At 46.5% G+C, this 17,650-nt stretch carries 18 protein-coding genes; 14 read left to right on the top strand and 4 right to left on the bottom strand.

Going from position 1 to position 17,650, the window contains the following annotated elements; genetic code table 11:
- Positions 1–2 precede the first annotated feature (2 nt).
- From cysD to B9Y77_RS01455, 8 genes are all read left to right on the top strand, one after another.
- Positions 3–902 (top strand): sulfate adenylyltransferase subunit CysD, encoded by a 900-nt coding sequence (cysD, locus tag B9Y77_RS01490; RefSeq protein ID WP_085490195.1) that lies wholly within the window; start codon positions 3–5, stop codon positions 900–902.
- Positions 902–2,587, top strand: a complete 1,686-nt coding sequence (locus B9Y77_RS01485) for a sulfate adenylyltransferase subunit 1 (protein WP_085490194.1) — start codon at positions 902–904, stop codon at positions 2,585–2,587. Before cysD ends, B9Y77_RS01485 begins: the two co-directional genes overlap by 1 nt.
- A gap of 221 nt (positions 2,588–2,808) precedes the next feature.
- Complete coding sequence (locus tag B9Y77_RS01480; RefSeq protein WP_085490193.1) at positions 2,809–3,828, top strand: hypothetical protein; 1,020 nt, start codon at positions 2,809–2,811, stop codon at positions 3,826–3,828.
- 116 nt (positions 3,829–3,944) lie between these two features.
- Positions 3,945–4,964 carry a sulfate ABC transporter substrate-binding protein gene (locus tag B9Y77_RS01475; RefSeq protein ID WP_085490192.1) on the top strand — a complete coding sequence of 340 codons (1,020 nt, stop codon included), beginning with the start codon at positions 3,945–3,947 and terminating at the stop codon, positions 4,962–4,964.
- 155 nt (positions 4,965–5,119) lie between these two features.
- Positions 5,120–5,953, top strand: coding sequence for a sulfate ABC transporter permease subunit CysT (gene cysT / locus B9Y77_RS01470; RefSeq protein WP_085490191.1), 834 nt, complete (start codon positions 5,120–5,122; stop codon positions 5,951–5,953).
- Positions 5,953–6,774: a sulfate ABC transporter permease subunit CysW gene (gene cysW / locus B9Y77_RS01465; RefSeq protein WP_085490190.1), complete on the top strand. Its 822-nt coding sequence runs from the start codon at positions 5,953–5,955 to the stop codon at positions 6,772–6,774. The genes cysT and cysW overlap by 1 nt, the downstream gene beginning before the upstream one ends.
- Before the next feature lie 11 nt (positions 6,775–6,785).
- Complete coding sequence (locus tag B9Y77_RS01460; protein ID WP_085490189.1) at positions 6,786–7,844, top strand: ABC transporter ATP-binding protein; 1,059 nt, start codon at positions 6,786–6,788, stop codon at positions 7,842–7,844.
- A gap of 147 nt (positions 7,845–7,991) precedes the next feature.
- Entirely contained in the window at positions 7,992–8,267 is a 276-nt protein-coding gene (locus tag B9Y77_RS01455; protein ID WP_012819997.1) for a hypothetical protein, read from the top strand.
- Positions 8,268–8,282: 15 nt separating this feature from the next.
- Here the strand turns inward: B9Y77_RS01455 and B9Y77_RS01450 are convergent, their stop codons facing one another.
- On the bottom strand, positions 8,283–8,846 hold the full coding sequence (locus tag B9Y77_RS01450) for a hydrolase (protein WP_085490188.1): 564 nt from the start codon (positions 8,844–8,846) through the stop codon (positions 8,283–8,285).
- 276 nt (positions 8,847–9,122) lie between these two features.
- On the opposite strand from B9Y77_RS01450, the gene B9Y77_RS01445 reads away from it, so the two are divergent.
- The 6 genes from B9Y77_RS01445 to B9Y77_RS01420 all read left to right on the top strand — a co-directional run bounded on the left by B9Y77_RS01445 (position 9,123) and on the right by B9Y77_RS01420 (position 14,230).
- On the top strand, positions 9,123–10,478 hold the full coding sequence (locus B9Y77_RS01445) for an O-acetylhomoserine aminocarboxypropyltransferase/cysteine synthase family protein (RefSeq protein ID WP_085490187.1): 1,356 nt from the start codon (positions 9,123–9,125) through the stop codon (positions 10,476–10,478).
- Positions 10,478–11,437, top strand: coding sequence for a class I SAM-dependent methyltransferase (locus B9Y77_RS01440; protein ID WP_085490186.1), 960 nt, complete (start codon positions 10,478–10,480; stop codon positions 11,435–11,437). Before B9Y77_RS01445 ends, B9Y77_RS01440 begins: the two co-directional genes overlap by 1 nt.
- Before the next feature lie 7 nt (positions 11,438–11,444).
- Complete coding sequence (locus B9Y77_RS01435; protein ID WP_085490185.1) at positions 11,445–12,047, top strand: dimethylsulfonioproprionate lyase family protein; 603 nt, start codon at positions 11,445–11,447, stop codon at positions 12,045–12,047.
- A gap of 104 nt (positions 12,048–12,151) precedes the next feature.
- Positions 12,152–12,505 (top strand): DUF6803 family protein, encoded by a 354-nt coding sequence (locus tag B9Y77_RS01430; RefSeq protein WP_369597151.1) that lies wholly within the window; start codon positions 12,152–12,154, stop codon positions 12,503–12,505.
- A gap of 119 nt (positions 12,506–12,624) precedes the next feature.
- The gene (gene bioB, locus B9Y77_RS01425) at positions 12,625–13,614 is read left to right on the top strand and encodes a biotin synthase BioB (protein ID WP_085490184.1); all 990 of its coding nucleotides are present in this window, start codon (positions 12,625–12,627) and stop codon (positions 13,612–13,614) included.
- Positions 13,615–13,633: 19 nt separating this feature from the next.
- The gene (locus tag B9Y77_RS01420) at positions 13,634–14,230 is read left to right on the top strand and encodes a LysE family translocator (RefSeq protein WP_085490183.1); all 597 of its coding nucleotides are present in this window, start codon (positions 13,634–13,636) and stop codon (positions 14,228–14,230) included.
- A gap of 190 nt (positions 14,231–14,420) precedes the next feature.
- On the opposite strand, the gene B9Y77_RS01415 is transcribed toward B9Y77_RS01420, so the two are convergent.
- Genes B9Y77_RS01415 through B9Y77_RS01405 form a run of 3 tightly spaced genes read right to left on the bottom strand, consistent with a single transcriptional unit; the run spans position 14,421 to position 17,592 of the window.
- Entirely contained in the window at positions 14,421–15,617 is a 1,197-nt protein-coding gene (locus B9Y77_RS01415; RefSeq protein ID WP_085490182.1) for an NAD-dependent epimerase/dehydratase family protein, read from the bottom strand.
- Positions 15,618–15,628: 11 nt separating this feature from the next.
- Positions 15,629–16,345 carry an IspD/TarI family cytidylyltransferase gene (locus B9Y77_RS01410; RefSeq protein ID WP_085490181.1) on the bottom strand — a complete coding sequence of 239 codons (717 nt, stop codon included), beginning with the start codon at positions 16,343–16,345 and terminating at the stop codon, positions 15,629–15,631.
- On the bottom strand, positions 16,342–17,592 hold the full coding sequence (locus B9Y77_RS01405; protein ID WP_085490180.1) for a CDP-glycerol glycerophosphotransferase family protein: 1,251 nt from the start codon (positions 17,590–17,592) through the stop codon (positions 16,342–16,344). The genes B9Y77_RS01410 and B9Y77_RS01405 overlap by 4 nt, the downstream gene beginning before the upstream one ends.
- Positions 17,593–17,650 lie beyond the last annotated feature (58 nt).

The raw sequence follows: 17,650 nt of genomic DNA, 5'->3' as shown, positions 1-17,650 counted from the left end.
CAGTGAGCGAATTTTCACACCTCGACGAGCTGGAAGCCGAAGCCATTTACATCATCCGCGAAGTCGCCGCTGAATGCGAAAAGCCGGTGATGCTTTATTCCATTGGCAAGGACAGTTCTGTCATGCTGCATTTAGCCATCAAGGCCTTCTATCCCGAAAAGCCTCCTTTCCCGTTTTTGCACGTCAATACGACCTGGAAATTCCGCGAAATGATTGAATTTCGCGATAGGATTGCAAAAAAGTACGGCATTGAAATGCTGGAACACATCAACCAGGATGGCGTCAAACAAGGCATTAACCCATTTGACCATGGTGCCGCCTATACTGACATCATGAAGACGCAGGCATTAAAGCAGGCTCTCAACAAATACGGTTTTACGGCCGCATTTGGCGGAGGCCGCCGCGACGAAGAAAAGTCCCGCGCCAAGGAACGCATCTTCTCGTTCCGCAATTCTGCACACGCTTGGGACCCGAAAAACCAGCGTCCGGAAATGTGGAAGCTTTACAACACCAAAATCAACAAGGGCGAAAGCATCCGTGTTTTCCCGATTTCGAACTGGACCGAAAAAGATATTTGGCAGTACATCAAGCGCGAAAATATTGACATAGTCCCGCTTTACTTTGCAGCCCCACGCCCAGTCGTTGTACGCGATGGCAACATCATCATGGTCGATGACGAACGATTCCCTTTGCGTGAAGGCGAAAAGCCCGAAATCAAGTCGGTGCGCTTCCGCACGCTCGGTTGCTACCCGCTTACAGGCGGCATAGAATCAACAGCTACAACGCTTGACGAAATCATTGACGAAACTTTGAGCGCCGTATCTTCGGAAAGAACATCGCGCGTGATTGACAACGAAGCCGCCGGCAGCATGGAACGCCGCAAGAGGGAGGGATATTTCTAATGAAAGGTTTATTGAAGTTTATTACTTGCGGTAGCGTTGACGACGGAAAATCAACCCTTATCGGTCATATTCTTTACGATTCCAAATTGCTTTACACCGATCAGGAAAAGGCTCTGGAATTAGACAGTAAAGTTGGTAGCCGCAGCGGTAAAATCGACTATTCACTTTTGCTCGACGGTCTCATGGCTGAACGCGAACAAGGTATCACTATCGACGTAGCGTATCGCTATTTCACGACGGATCACCGCAGCTTTATCGTGGCAGACACGCCGGGGCATGAAGAATACACACGCAACATGGCTGTGGGCGCATCATTTGCCGACCTCGCCGTGATTCTCGTGGACGCTTCGCAGGGAGTTCTCGTACAGACGCGCAGACACGCTCGCATTTGCAGACTGATGGGCATCCGCCACTTTGTCTTTGCCGTGAACAAGATGGATCTTGTGGGCTACAGCGAAGATGTATTCAACAAAATCAAGGTACAAATCGCAGAACTTGCACAGACTCATTCCCTGAGCAACATACAAGTTATTCCGCTTTCGGCAACAGAAGGCGACAACGTTACCATCAAATCGAAAAACATTGCATGGTATCAAGGTCCTGCATTACTTGAATACCTTGAAAATGTCGATACATCAAGCTCTGCACTAGAAAAGGGATTTTACATGCCCGTGCAGCGCGTGAGCCGCCCCGACCGTACATTCCGCGGATTCCAGGGGCAGATTGAATCAGGAACTGTTCGAGTCGGAGACGTCATCAAATCCCTCCCGAGTTACGAGAAAGCATCCGTCAAAAGCATTCTCTACACAAACAGGAATGTCAAAGAAGCCCACGCTGGCGAACCGGTCACGATTACGCTAGACCGTGAAGTTGACGTATCGAGAGGTTGCGTGCTCGCTAGAGATGCAAGCATCGGTAGCTACAAGAAAATCAAGGCGTCACTTTTGTGGATGGATGACGAGCCGCTTTCGCTAGGCAAAGACTACCTCGTCAAAATCGGGACAAAGATTATTCCTGGAACACTCACGAAAATCGACTATGCCATTGACGTGAACACAGGCGCACACTTAGAAACAGAAAGCATTTCCAAAAACGGGATTGCCGTCTGCGAACTTATTTTCGCCGAAGCCATTGTCGTTGATCTTTTTGAAAAGCACAAAACGCTTGGCGAGCTCATTCTCATTGACATCATAACGCATGCAACAGCCGCTTGCGGCGTTGTTGAAGGGCTCTACGAAAAGCAAATTCAATCCAACGAAAAGGCAGCCTTTGTGCAAGGCGAGCGCCATGGTCGCGGAGAAATTTTTGAAGAATTTTTCTACGACACATCAACGCTCTCTGTCGTAAAACAGCAACCCGTAAAGCAACACTACACGGTTGGCGACGAAATTCCCACCACAGGCGAAAGCTACCACTACCCCGACGATTTCGACATCATCATCTTGCGCGATAGTATCGCTGTCAAGGTGCGTGGCAAGCACATCGCCGAAATCACGGCCGCGGACCAGTACCATTACGGAAACGTTCCGGTCATCAACGGTCGCGGTTTTGAAATCAAGGTCCATTCCGATGAAGACGTTAAGCAGCTGCTTAACGAATACGAAAAAGCAGGTATCGCAGGTCGCGAAGAATTCTTCCGCAAGTGGGCTTCATTTAATACATATCGCAAAGTCGTATTACACTAAATCACTTTTGCTTCTTCACCACCATAATGCTCGGCACACCGCCGAGCATTTCTTATTTTAAATAAAATAATCAAAAATTACAAATAAATTTCACAATAGCAAAAATCAATATCTCAGCATAAAAATTTAGTATTAGACAAAGTGAAAAACGCGTTCTATATTTTGCCGCACAAAAAAAAAAACACACAACAACAATAAAAAACAATAACAAGGAGTTACGAATGAACCAGACAATATCCAAGATTTTGATTACAACAGCACTGGTATCATCCATTTGCTCTGCTGCAGAATCTGCTAACGAAAGCACATTTAAGCTGACAGGAAATGTTCAAGCACAGGCAATCAAATCACTTTACGACAACGATGCCGACAACACGCTCGACAATTCCTTCTTGCGTGCAAATATCGGTGCAAAGTACAACTCTGAAAATCTCAGCGCCGTAATTAACTTGCGCATTTTCAGCCCGGCTTTCGGTAATACGATTGAAGGCAAGAACTACGACAAGATTTCTGCAGATACATACTATGCCAACTACAAGTGGGATACCGAATACGGCAAGTTCAATGTTCAATTCGGTCGTTTTCGTACTGATTGGAGTGTTGGCGGTAACTTCGGTACTTATGTTGATGTCGCCCTCAACAAGCGTGGATTCCTCGCCCGCGATTACCAACATGATGCAATCGCTTTTGGTCACGAAAACGGCATTTTCACATTCAACGCCTTGCTCGGTACTTATGATGCCAAGTTCAACACGGGTTACATCCGCCTTGAAGAAACGCTTAAGTTTGGCGACGCCAAGGTGAGTGCAGCCTATCGCGCGAACGCACTTGATCCGATTCAGCATACGGCTCAGGTGACGCACCGCGTTGCAGGTCGCGCAAGCTACTACTTCCAAAAGAATTTTGGCCTTTACGGTGAAGTCGCTTTGATCGCTACCGGTGATGAAGAAAATCTTAAGGCAGCAAACGCCATCAAGCCTGAATACGCTCAGGATTCGCGATACATTCCGTTCTTCGTCGGTTTGGAAATTCCGACCGCAGGTTTCTTGAGCAATCTGTACGCAGAATTGGAATACCTCTCTAACCGAGACGAATTGCAGGCCGGTGCCGATGGAATCGCATGGACCGTAAGCTTCATCAAGAAAATCAACGATTATTCTAAAATCCAGGTGAACGTCTATAGTGAAAAGAAGGCTTCTGACGTTGCTCTTGCCGCACGATTCACTGCATCGCTCAAATAAAACTTAGCACATCCCCGAGCGCCCTCAGCGCAGCATAACAGCTTCTTTGATCCATTCCGCTGAGGGCGTTTCTAAAAAAAACAACCAAAACATTTAAACAAAAAGAGGTTTTAAACATGAATTTCAAAAAAATTACTATAGCATCCATCGCTCTTCTCTCCATCGCTTTCACCGCCTGCTCTTCTTCGGACAGCAAGACCGAAAGCACAAAGCAAACCCTCACCAACGTGTCTTACGACCCGACGCGTGAGCTCTACGCCAACTACAACCAGGTCTTTGCTAAGCACTGGAAGGAAAAGACCGGCAAGGATGTGGAAATCACGCAGTCCCACGGCGGTTCCGGCAAGCAGGCTTTGGAAGTCGCCAACGGTCTCGAAGCAGACGTTGTAACACTAGCCCTCGAATACGACGTGAACGCTGTGCGCGATGCAGGCCTTATCGAAGATGGCTGGGTCAAGGAATTTCCGCTGAACAGCGCTCCTTACACCTCCACCATCGTCTTCCTCGTTCGCAAGGGTAACCCGAAGAATCTCAAGGACTGGGGCGACCTCGTCAAAGACGGCATCGGAGTCATCACGCCGAACCCGAAAACTTCTGGCGGCGCACGCTGGAACTATCTCGCCGCTTGGGCATGGGCCGAAAAGCAGTACAACGGCGACGAAGCCAAGGTCAAGGAATTCGTGAAGAAGCTCTACAAGAACGTGCTCGTACTCGCTTCTGGCGCTCGCGGCTCTACGACGACATTCATCGAAAACGGCCAGGGCGATGTTTTGCTCGCTTGGGAAAACGAAGCATTCCTCTCGCTCAAGGATTACCCCAAGGACTACGAAATCGTCATCCCCAGCGTGAGCATTTTGGCTGAACCGTCTGTTGCAATTGTAGACAAGGTTGTTGACAAGCGCGGCACCCGCGAACTTGCCACCGAATACCTGAACTTTCTCTACAGCGACGAAGGCCAGCACATTGCAGCTAAGAACCACTACCGTCCTTCCAACAAGGCCATTCTTGACCAGTACAAGGAATTTGACCAAAACGTGAACCTGATTGACATCAGCTACTTCGGCGGTTGGGACAAGGCTCAAAAAACGCACTTCTCCAACGGTGGCATTTTCGACCAGATTTACGAAAAGAAGTAATCTATCTCCATAGAAACAGTCCTCGCTCACAAACAGGCGAGGATTTTTCATACAATCAGGCAATTACTTTATCTATTATAAAAAAATTTAATAACAGACGCTAGAAATAAAATATTGGACAAGCTGAAAAGTGCGTTCTATATTTGAGCCCAATTATGAAAAGAACAAATAGAAGTGTTATACCAGGTTTCGGCCTTACTACAGGCATCACGCTCGCCATTTTGGGCGTTGTCGTGCTCATTCCGCTCGCATCGCTTGTGGTGTTTACGGCGCAAATGAGTTTTGACGAAATTATAGAGACCATTACGCGCGACCGAGTGCTCTCTAGCTTTCGTGTGAGTTTTACAACTGCATTTATCGCATCGCTCATCAATGCAGTAATGGGCATCGTTCTTGCGTGGGTTCTTGTAAAATACACATTTCCACTCAAACGATTGATTGACGGAATGATCGAACTTCCATTTGCCTTGCCGACAGCTGTGGCGGGCATCGCTCTCACGGCACTCACAGCAGATACAGGCCTTGTGGGCGGATTCTTTGCAAAATTCGGCATCAAAATTGCCTTTACGCAAATCGGCATTACGGTTGCGCTCGTGTTTATCGGCATTCCATTTGTAGTACGTGCAGTGCAGCCCGTACTCGAGAAACTGGACCCTGCATACGAAGAAGCCGCAGGCGTGCTAGGCGCATCACGGAGCCGCATTTTCTGGAAAGTGATCTTCCCAGAGATCGTGCCAGCCGCATTGACGGGATTCGGGCTTGCGTTCGGGCGTTGCCTCGGTGAATATGGCAGCGTCGTTTTCATCGCAGGCAACAAGCCATTCGAAACAGAAATTGCACCGCTAATTATCATGTCAGAACTGCAGGAATACGATTACGCGAGTGCGACGACAATTGCGCTTGTCATGCTCGTAGCCTCGTTTGTAACGCTTTTCCTCGTGAACTTAATACAAACAAGAAATACCAAAATTCTGAAAGGAGGCGCTTAATGTACAAAGAAAAGACTTCTTCAAAGATTGTCAAATGGTCCTTGATTGGCATAAGCATCGCCTTTGTGATTCTCATGCTTTTGCTCCCGCTGATTACCGTTATCGCCGAAGCGTTCAAGCAGGGTTTCGACATTTACGCAAAGGCCGTGAGCGACAACTACACCATCAAAGCCATTTGGCTCACCCTCGAAGCGACTTTACTTGCGGTCATCATCAACACCATTTTCGGCTTGAGCGCAGCATGGTCACTCACCAAGTTCCATTTCAAAGGCAAAAAAATCCTTACGACATTGATAGACTTGCCGGTAACGGTTTCACCGATTATCGCAGGCCTTATCTTCTTGCTCACGTTCGGACGCCAAAGCCCCATTTACCCGCTATTGCAAAGTTGGGACATCAAGATAGTCTTTGCCGTACCTGGCATTGTTCTTGCAACGATTTTCGTCACATTTCCATTCATTTCGCGTGAATTGATTCCCGTTCTGGAAGCTCGCGGAAACGACGAAGAAGAGGCCGCCGCGCTGATGGGCGCTAAAGGCTGGACCATTTTCCGCAAAATCACATTTCCGCATATCAAATGGGCTTTTCTGTACGGCGTGGTGCTCTGCGCCGCCCGTGCCATGGGTGAATTCGGTGCTGTATCCGTGATTTCAGGGCATTTGCGCGGAAAGACAAATACGCTTCCCTTGCATGTAGAAATTCTCTTCAACGAATTCCAATACGTGCCCGCCTTTGCAGTTTCGTCAATTCTTGTGATGCTAGCCATCGCCATTTTGATTGCACGAAGCGCGATTGAATATAGAGGTCGAAAGAAAATATAAAAGGAGATTGTATGTACGTAGAATTAAAAAACATCAACAAACACTTTGGCAATTTCAAGGCATCAGACAACGTTTCTTTCGGCATCGAAAAAGGCAAACTCATCGGCCTCCTGGGTCCGAGCGGCTCTGGAAAGACGACCATACTCCGCATGATTGCAGGACTTGAAAATCCCGATAGCGGAGAAATAATCATCGACGGGAAAGTCATCAACAACGTCCCCGCCAGTAAGCGTGGCATCGGCTTTGTATTCCAAAGCTATGCGCTGTTCCGCTACATGACCGTTTTCGAAAACATCGCATTTGGCCTTCGCGTGCTCAAGAAATCCGAAAACGAAATCAAGGAACGCGTCGCCGAACTGGTAAAGCTCATCGGCCTTGAAGGTCTCGAAAACCGCTACCCGAGCCAACTTTCGGGCGGCCAGCGCCAACGTGTCGCATTTGCACGCGCCCTCGCGCCAAATCCACAGTTACTTTTGCTTGACGAGCCATTTGCCGCCATCGATGCGAAAGTCCGCCAAGAACTGCGCCACTGGCTCAAGGAGATGATTGCAAAGCTCGGTGTCACAAGTATTTTCGTGACCCATGACCAGGACGAAGCCATCGAAGTCGCCGACGAAATCATCATCACAAACAAAGGACGCATCGATCAAATTGGCAAGCCTCTAGAAGTTTACAGCAAGCCCAAAACCGCTTTTGTAGCCTCGTTCTTTGGACAACCAAGCATTTTTAAAGATTACAACAAGTTCCAAAGCTTTGACACAATCCCGAATGTTGACCAAGCGATAGTCCGCCCTGAATTTGTCAAGGTCACCAAGAAAAACGAAGTTCAAAAATTCAAGAATTCTGCCGAAGAAGGTGTCGTGACAGACGTCGCATTCCGCGGGAGTGGCATCGAAATCACAGTACTCGTCAACGGAGAAACTCTTACCGCGCGCCGCTCTTTCGACGAGCCTAGTATTTCCGTTGGAGAAAAAGTCGATGTATTCATTTACCGTCTCTTTGTGACCGTAGGCAATTACGCGTTCTTACTTGAAAACAAATCTATTCGCGAACCAATCGTCGTCATTTAGCAATCCAAAACAACCAAAAACACAAGACGCTCCGATTTTTTTCGGAGCGTTTTCTGTCATTTTTAATCATACTTTTTTCTGCTTTTTTTAAAATTCCCTTGATTATGTAGAAAAAAGAAATATCTTTTGGCATCAGGAATATCAGCTATGAAGAATTTTTTGGTGTCAACAAAAGACAGAATTGTAAAAAAATTACAAAGTTTTTCATTCAGAACAGGTATAATCGTTTTACTGCTCTGCATTCCCTTTTACATATTGTCATTTGCGCAAATGACACTCCCCATTTCAGCAGAAGCCAAGGGCGTGTTATGGGTTGTACTTTTTGGACTTGCCAAGACTTTTCAGTACAGCGGGCTTTCCATTTTGGGCGTTGAAGGCGTAAAAAGGCTCAAAAATTTTTTCAAGAAAAAATCCGCCGCTTAAATCACGGCGTAAAAATCACGGTCTGAAAGTCTTCAGCGCAGCAATCGTGCGGGAGATGAGGTCGTTTAATTCCCAGCCGAGCAAGTTTGCGCCGCGCTCAATGACTTCGCGGGAACAGCCTGCCGCAAATTTCGGGGACTTGTACTTTTTCAAGACGGATTTCAGTTCCAAATCCTGCACGCTTTTGGACGGGCGCATCAAAACGACCGCACCAATCAAGCCCGTGAGTTCGTCAACGGCATAAAGCACTTTTTCCATTTCATGTTCTGGCTTGACATCCACCGTGATAGACCAGCCATGGCTCGTTGTCGCGTGAATCAGCTCTTCCGAAAGGCCCGCCTCTTGCATCAATTCGCGTTCCTTGATGCAATGCTGTTCCGGCCACAATTCAAAATCGAGATCGTGCAAGAGACCGACAATTCCCCAGAATTCTTCGTCTTCGCCGTAACCTAGTTCACGAGCAAAATAACGCATCGTATTTTCTACGATTTCGCCATGTTCAAGGTGGAACGGATCCTTATTGTATTTCTTAAGGAGTTCAAGCGCTCCTTCGCGTGTAATATTTGCTGATAATGCCATGGCTCGAAATATAAGAATTTTATGGGGATGATTGACAGCATTCGCCCACGGATTTTTGCGCTTTGAAACGCAATATACGGCGAGTTATATTTTTTTCTAATTGCTGATAATTGCTTATTTCGATAGACACCCCGCGCACACCAAATTACTAATAAATTAATTCTATTATACACAATATTAATTAAGTATTGGACAAGGTAATAGTTGCGTTCTATATTTTCGCCGTACAAATAGAATTATTCGAGAGCAAATCTTTTGCTAAAGAGGAGTTTTAAAATGACAAAGAATATATCAAAAAAGAAAATTGAATCTGCAAAGAATACCGCTAACGTTACCGATCCGAGCACATGGAATTTTGCAACAAAGTGTTTACAAGCAGGATGGAAACCAAAAATTGGCGAGCCGCGCGTGCTCCCGATTTTCCAGTCCACGACTTACAAGTACGAAGACGTTGACGAAGTGGAACGTCTCTTTGCGCTCAAGCAATCAGGCAACAAATACACCCGCACAGGGAACCCGACCGTAGCGGCATTCGAAAGCAAGATTACGGAACTCGAAGGCGGCGTGGGTGCCGTTGCAACCGCATCGGGGCAAGCCGCAGTCCTCCTTGCGATTTCAAACCTCGTGAAAGCAGGCGACCACATCGTTGCAAGCAAAACCATTTACGGCGGCAGCTACACATTACTCAGCGTAAGACTTTCCAAGCTCGGCATTGAAACGACATTCATCGACCCGGAAGATTCCATAGCAGAACTCCGCAAAGCATTCCGCCCCAACACCAAGCTCATTTTCGGCGAAACGATTGGCAACCCCGCCTTGGGCATTTTGGACTTTGAAAAGTTTTCCAAGCTCGCCAAGGAATTTGACGTTCCCTTCCTCGTTGATAATACACTCGCAACGCCATTCCTCGTGAAACCTTTGAAACTCGGCGCAAACGTTGTCATTCATTCGGCCACAAAGTACATCGACGGTCACGCCGTTGCGCTCGGCGGTGTCGTCATTGACGGTGGCAATTACAACTGGGAAAACGGTAAGTTCCCAGACCTCGTGGAACCGGATGCGCAATACGCAAACACCTCCTATACTCAAAAATTTGGACGTGCAGCATTTATCGCAAAGGCTCGTGCTCAATTCTTGCGCGATTATGGTGCCGCATTAAGCCCGTTCAACGCATTCCTTTTGAATTTGGGCCTTGAAACGCTCCATTTGCGAATGCCGCAACACAGCAACAACGCCCTCGCATTGGCAGAATTTTTGTCCAAGCACCCCGCCGTGAATTGGGTCAGCTATCCGGGACTCAAATCTAGCCCATATTTCAAGCGCATCCGCAAATACTTTGATTATCAAGGCGGCAGCGGCGTACTCACATTCGGCCTCAAAGGTGGCAGAGCAGCCATCCGCTCGTTTGTCAAAGCTTTGAAAGTCGCAGCCCTCGTCGTTCACGTTGGCGATGCACGCACAAGCGTTTTGCACCCGGCAACAAGCACCCATTCGCAGCTTTCGCCGAAGGACAGACTCGCCGCAGGCATCCCCGAAGATATGATCCGCGTATCCGTTGGCATCGAAGACCCGCGCGACATCATCGCTGACTTCGAACAAGCTATCAATGCAAGCACCAAAGGCGGTAAGTAATGAGTATCGTTGTAGATGTCAATAAATACCTTGCATTAAATGGTGCGACAAAGCACATCAAAGATTACCTCTCTATTGAAGTTGCCGATCACGCCTACCTGCCGAAAACAGAAGACATTAAAAGCGACTGGGTCGCCTACATTGCAGCCCCCGCATTCAAGCTGATTCGCGAAAAATTGGGTCACGATATTGATTCATTCGTTTCCATCGGCACAGGCTCCGGCATTGACGTGTTGACCGGCATTGAACTTTTGGGAGCAAAGCGCGTAGGCTTCACGGATTTGCAAAGAAGCGTTGTCGCCGCCGCTGCACAGAACGTTCGAAGCAATATCAAAGAGACCTCCAAAATCGAATTTGAATTCGGCAACGGCGACCTTTTGCAACCGCTCCAAAACGGCAAGCGAAATTACGACGTGATTTACGAGAACCTCCCCAACGTGCCGCTCGCAAACAACACAAAGATTGAAGACAAACGCAATAGCGGCCATTACTTGGAAAAGCGCGAAGAAGCTATTCCCGAATTCGTTCACGAGCAAATGCTCGACTTGCATTACCTCGCACTCAAGCAGGCTCGCGATTATTTGGCACAAAACGGCGCCGTCTATTCCACGCTCGGCGGGCGCGTTCCACTCAGCGCATTCATCAAGCTTGGCGAACTCGCCGGACTCCGTTCTGAAATTTTCACGTATTCCTGGAAAGTCCAAGCCGAGCCGGAAGATGTGATTTCGGGATACGCCGCGCAAGAAAAAGCTGGCCTCGGCCCGTTCAGATTCTACCGCGCTGAAGACTTGCAAAAAGCATTCGCAAACATTTCTGTCAAGGATTCCGGCAAACGGGCTTTTGAAATTGAAAAAACTCTCGATTCCGTAAAGCTTACCGCAACCGCCGCATACGAAGCGTTCAAAAAAGGCGAAGTCATCGGCCATACCGTCGCCGTGTTAAAATCAAGTTTAAAATAGAGGTTCCATGAAAAATGTTATCCACAATTTAATTGAAGAATCCCAAAAGTTTCTTTTCAAGAGAGCCAAAATCGACGACAAAATCGGGCTTGAAGCCGCCAATTTTGCAGTCCGAGACATTCCAAAGCCAATTGGAAAATTTGAAAAAAACGACTCGCCGCTAATCCGCTACATTGGAGAAGCTATCAAGCACGGGAACCCTGAAACTGCAGATTTGCTAAAAGCTTTGGAGCCCGCCCTCCCCTATTTGCCGTGGAAATACAATTACGAGCCGCGCCCCGACATGCCTGATTTGGCCGATCAAATGGGATGGGGAGAAATTCTCGGTCCAGAAGCGCCCTATCACGACGAGCATTTTTGTTTCGGTTTTACGCTCCTAGGCAAAAACACCTTTTACCCCTCCCACTTGCACCCCGCCACAGAACTGTACGTCATTTTGTCCGGACACGCCATCTGGACATTAGACGGAATCTCAAAAGTACGCGGTCCTGGAGAGTTTGTACTGCACCCGTCCAATCACATTCACTCCATGCAAACCGAACACGAACCCATGCTCGCGCTCTACACGTGGAGCGGTAAAGACGTCAAAACGCTTTCAAAATATGTGTAAAAAAATTACACTTTTTCTTAGCGCTAGATATCAAAATTTTCAATAACACTTTTGATAATTTCTTTTTGTACATTGCTTTACGAAATGGAGAATAAGTCAAACCCATAACAAAAAGGATACAACATGTACTCTACTCACTATATGGATCTGCTGATGAATTCAGAACATGGATTGACGTCGTAGCCATATTCTCTTATATCCTTGCGGGCATCCCGATGATATTGCTTGCACTTTTGAACTTGAAACTTTTATTCCGCAAAGTTGTTGAGCAGAAAAGAACGACATACGCTATTCTTCTACTCGCCGCATTTCTCGTGCTATCTCACATTGCCATGATCTTCGGGATGGTTGACCCGGGAATTGCTGGCTACAAGCCCAAGGCGAAGGCAGTTTCCGAGGTTCAACCCCCTGCACACCACATGGATTCAATGCACGAAGGTCACCACCATCACCATTGAGCATTCAATTTCTTGAATAACGCCCCTACAAGCCATAGCTTTTTTGTATTAGCCAAGCATTAACTTGGCTTTTATATTTGTCACCAAAATTCAACAAGCTCAATGACGGTAGTTTAGGAATGACAATTACAGATTATTTGACAAAAGACTGGGACGAAAGCAAAACCCTTACTCGCGAAGAATGTTTGCAAATTTTAAATTTTCCAAACAACCAGCTAGATTTGTTAATCGAAGCCGCATTCAAATTACGCACGAAATACAAAGGCAACCGTGTCAACATCCAGCTTTTGACGAATGTCCGTAGCGGCAACTGCACTCAAAATTGCGCCTATTGCGCCCAATCTCGCGATTCCCAAGCGCCCATTGAAAAATACAAAAGCGTTTCGGACGACAAGCTCTACAGCGACAATAATCTTGTTGATGAATTTCACCTGTCTAGGCATTGCATCGGGCTTTCGGGCATGGGCTTCACAGACAAAGAAATTGAAGAACTCGCCGAACGCATTGCGCACATGAAGAAATCGGGCACGCACATTTGCTGTTCCATCGGATTCTTGACCGAGCACCAAGCCCGCATTTTAAAGGCGGCAGGCCTTGACCGCATCAACCACAACTTGAATACGAGCCGCCGTTTTTACCCCGAAATTTGCAGCACCCACACATACGAGCGACGCATCCAAAACATTCGCATGTTGCAGAGCATCGGCTTTGAAATATGCTGCGGCGGAATCATTGGCATGGGCGAATCCAAAGAAGACGTGGTCGATATGCTTTTTGACTTGGTCGCCATCAATCCAGAATCCGTCCCCATAAACTTTTTGTTGCCGGTCAAAGGCACACGCCTCGCCAACCGCGACATTTCCGGACTCACATTCGAATACGGCATCAAAATCCTTTGCCTAGCCCGTCTATTGCTCCCGAAATCGGACATCCGCTGCGCCGCCGGTCGCGAAGTCTATTTCAAAGGACACGAAAAGGAACTCTTCAAAGTCGCCGATTCCATTTTCGCTTCGGGTTACCTCACCGAAGGCGGTCAAAGCCTAGAAGCCACATTCCGCCAAATCGAAAACGCAGGCTTCACGTGGGCTATAGAAAGCAAAGACGAATAACCACTGAACAGGTCGCTTAGTGTCATTAGAAGTAGCACTTTCTTTTTTACTATACGCATTCGTCTCGGGAATTACCCCGGGACCCGCGAACCTCTGTTCACTCTCAGTAGCGATGGGAAGCGGGAAAAGCGTCGCCATAAAGCAATGGTACGGACTTTTCACCGGATACACAATCGTCTCGCTAGCATCTGTTTTTATAGTTTATTTTATCAGTAGTGCTTTTGAAAATTTCATCCGGGTATTTGCTTTCGTCGGAGCAATTTACATTGCATATTTGGCAATCAGCCTTTTAATTCAAGCGTTCAAGCCTCTCGAAGAAATCCGCAACAGCCGCACAACCGGCAGCTTCCGCACAGGTCTTTTCGTGCAACTCACGAACATCAAAATCATGGTGTTCTGCCTCACGGCAATCACAACCTACATTCTCCCCTACCACCAAGATTTTCCGCACTTGCTGCTGTTCGGCATACTATTGCCGCTTACAGGCCCCATCTGCAATTTGGCGTGGCTTTTCGCAGGCGTTTTACTGCAAGGGCTTTTCAAAAAGCACCACAGAATTTTCTACACGCTCATGGGACTCTCGCTACTGTATTGCGCCATTGGGATTGTGAAGTGAGGAAAATTCTATACCGACACAACAATTCAAATTTGCTTTTTCCGAAAGAGCATTCAGTTCTCTGCCTGAAAATGGAAAATCTTCAGGATGCAAATTATGCTTCATTTCGGATTCCCAAATGCTAACAGCACTATAATAAATCGAATGTATGCATCCAAACAAGAATATGAGCATCAACCAATATTCTCATTTATACCCCAAAAGCATCTGCAATTTCATCATCATGCAAATTGATATCATCAGGGTATTTCCACTTTCCCTTCGCAAGTCCTAGAATTGGGCGTCCCTTATTTTCCTTTTTTACCGTAGAATCCTTGGATAAAGTCAAAATAATTTGTCTTTTAACAAAAAATAAAACAGACGCTAACACGCGACTGATTCCTTCACTAAGAGAAACCTGAGGTTTCCATCCAAGATGCTCTATGGCAGTCGTATCTAAAGCCGTGCGGCGATAGGCGCAGTAGCCTTTCTGTTCGCCTTTATTTATCACCACCTGAATAGACTTATCACTTCTTGAACTGGCCAACATTTGAGCTAAATCCTTAACACTGATTGGCTCGGATTCATTCGCCAAATTATAGGCCGCACAAGCATTCCCCTTAAAAAGTACCGTAAACATACCCAAGACTGCATCAGTCACATAAAGGAATGCGCGAACAGCATCACCACTGCTTTTCAAAACAATATCCCTGCCCGCCACGACATCGCCCAACAGGTCTGCCATCACTCTTCCATCATTTTCCAACTTCATCGTCGGGCCATACGAGTGCGCAATACGAACGACGTTATAAGGGACACCATATTGCAGAAAATAGCTTCTCAGCAAAGTTTCTGCAGCACGCTTGCATTCAGGATAGCACGACCTGTCATCTAGAGGATCAAGCGTTCCATAAGCATGCTCATCCAACAGCTCGGTGTCTTCGTTCTTTCCATAGACCTCACGTGTGGAGGCAAAGATGACTTTTGCGACTTTCGATTCACGAGCCCAATCAAGCACATTCATCGTCCCTAGCAAATTACACTTCATGATTCCAACAGGATCAGAATTGATGAAATGCGGGCTTGCATTCCCCGCCAAATGGAATACGTAGTCTACCCTTTCCTTATAAACGATAGGCTCACAAACATCCTGAATCAACAAATTGAAATAAGGCTTATCAAAATACGAGCCAAAATATTGCTCTGCACTCTGGCGATTTCTGCAAAGAGCTACTACAGAAACATTGATGCCCACATGCTCATGCAAATAAAGCAGCAGCCAAGTCACATACGAGGCCAACATACCTGTCGCCCCAGTAACAAGAACCGTTTTTCCGTCAAGTTCACGCCAAGGCAACCCAGCCTCACACATCCCCTGCAAATCATTTATGACAATTTCGTCTTTCACTATACACCTTTTTAAAGACCAAATACAGCTCCCTCTTCCCTAGCCTCTATAATAGATTTAAACATAAAAAAGTCAGCAGGCGTCGTAATCTTGATATTCTCGGCAGTTCCAAGAATCGTATGCAACTCATAACAATAATGTTTCATCATCGAAAAAGTATCTACGAAATCATGCAAGCCATCAGCCAAAGCCTTTTGGTGAGCCTCCAGCACATCTTTCAGTACAAAACATTGTGGAGCCCGAACCATCAGAACAGAGTCTCGCTCAGGTTCCTCCAGCGAGCCATCATTCTTCTTAATTACGATAGTCTCTGTCGATGGCACACAAGCAATGCTGTTACCTTTCTTCTTGGCAACTTCTATACATTCAATAATCGTTTTCTCCATCGCTAAAGGACGCACACCGTCATGTATCAGCACCAAAGAATCTTCTGGGAAATGTTGCTTAACGCACTGCAGTCCATTATAAATGGAGTCTTGTCCCTTTTCGCCACCTGGAACAATATCTATAACTTTAGTCAATCCATATTTTTCCACCTGACTACGCAGATAAGGAATCCAGTCTTCCAGACAGACCACCACAATGGCATCAACTTCCTGAATATGCTGAAACACCTCGATGGTATAAACCACGATAGGTTTCCCACGATACTCAAAAAACTGCTTGGGGCGACTATGATTATAAAGTCTGTGTCCTTGCCCACCTGCAAATATTACTGCTATGTTCATATCGATTGCGTTATTTGTATTGGATAATCATTTTGCCATTCTACGGTCTTGCCATCTAAGAACTCTGCCATTTTCTCTGCAATGTCCTTAGCCGAATGGCCAGTCTCGTTAAGTCCCATTCTCACAGCAAAGGCGTCCCACTTTTTCAGATAGCCATCCATGTCGAAAGCCTTCACATTTTGTTCCATCTCGTCATTATTCTTGGCGTATGGAAACGGAAGTTCATCCATTTCGTAATACACGCCGCGTTCTTCATTCTTATACTGTTCGAAGTCTGTTGCGTATGCAAAGCAGGGAATCCGCCTCAAGGCAGCATCAAAAATACAGCTCGAATAGTCACTTACCATCACATCCGTCGCCATCAGTAACCGTTGCATATCCTGATAGTCCGTCACATTCTTTACCTCTGGATGCGCCTCTTGAAAGTCTTTGGCATAGAGGCGCTGCAATGGGTGGAATCTGATGAGCATCATCCATTCACCGCCAAATTTGTTCGCCAGAGTCTTCTTCAGACGCTGTATATCCAAATCATATACATTCATGTCGATATAATGATTTTCTGCAAAGCGCAATCGCCAAGTAGGCGCATAGAGCAGCACTTTATGATCAGAAGGAATGCCTAAGTCCTTACGAGCCTTCATTCCCTCCTTAGGGTTGTTCTGCACCAGCATATCGTTTTTCGGATAGCCGCATTTCCAGATAGGCCCATGATAATTGAATGCCCTGCGATAGATAATCGACAGGTGGTCGGAATTCGAGATATACACGTCAGCCAAAGATGTCCCTTTTAGGTATCTGCGGTCGTTCCTGATCTTAGCCAACGCACCAACTTCATCCATCGCCACTTTCTTGATTCCTAGCCCACCATGCCAGGTTTCTATATACATCTGTCCCTTACGCTTAACAAAATAGTCAGGCAATGTACCATTATCAATCCAAATCTTTGCGGTCACATATTCATACAGCCATTTCCAACTGCGCCAATTTACGGACCTCATCCACGAAGGCAACTCGTAATTATAACGACGCCTTCTCACCCAAACAACATCCATATCAGGCCGAAGCTTATGCAACTCCTCCATAATGAATTTTTGGTTGTCGTCATAGCGTCTACCCTCAAAAACACTTACCAACACCTTGTTATTCTTTATAGGGAACATGCGTAGCAAATAGAAGAGGATCTGCACGCCCTTCGCCAACACAGGCCTGACCACAGGCTTTGCTATTTTCCACAACTTTGAATTCATTTGAAATGTTTACGTTATGTATTTGTAATACAATTATAACAAATAACTAAAATGCAAT

The organism is Fibrobacter sp. UWB13 (assembly GCF_900177805.1).
Classification (GTDB): Bacteria; Fibrobacterota; Fibrobacteria; order Fibrobacterales; family Fibrobacteraceae; genus Fibrobacter.
This window is presented reverse-complemented; position numbering and strand designations above follow the sequence as displayed.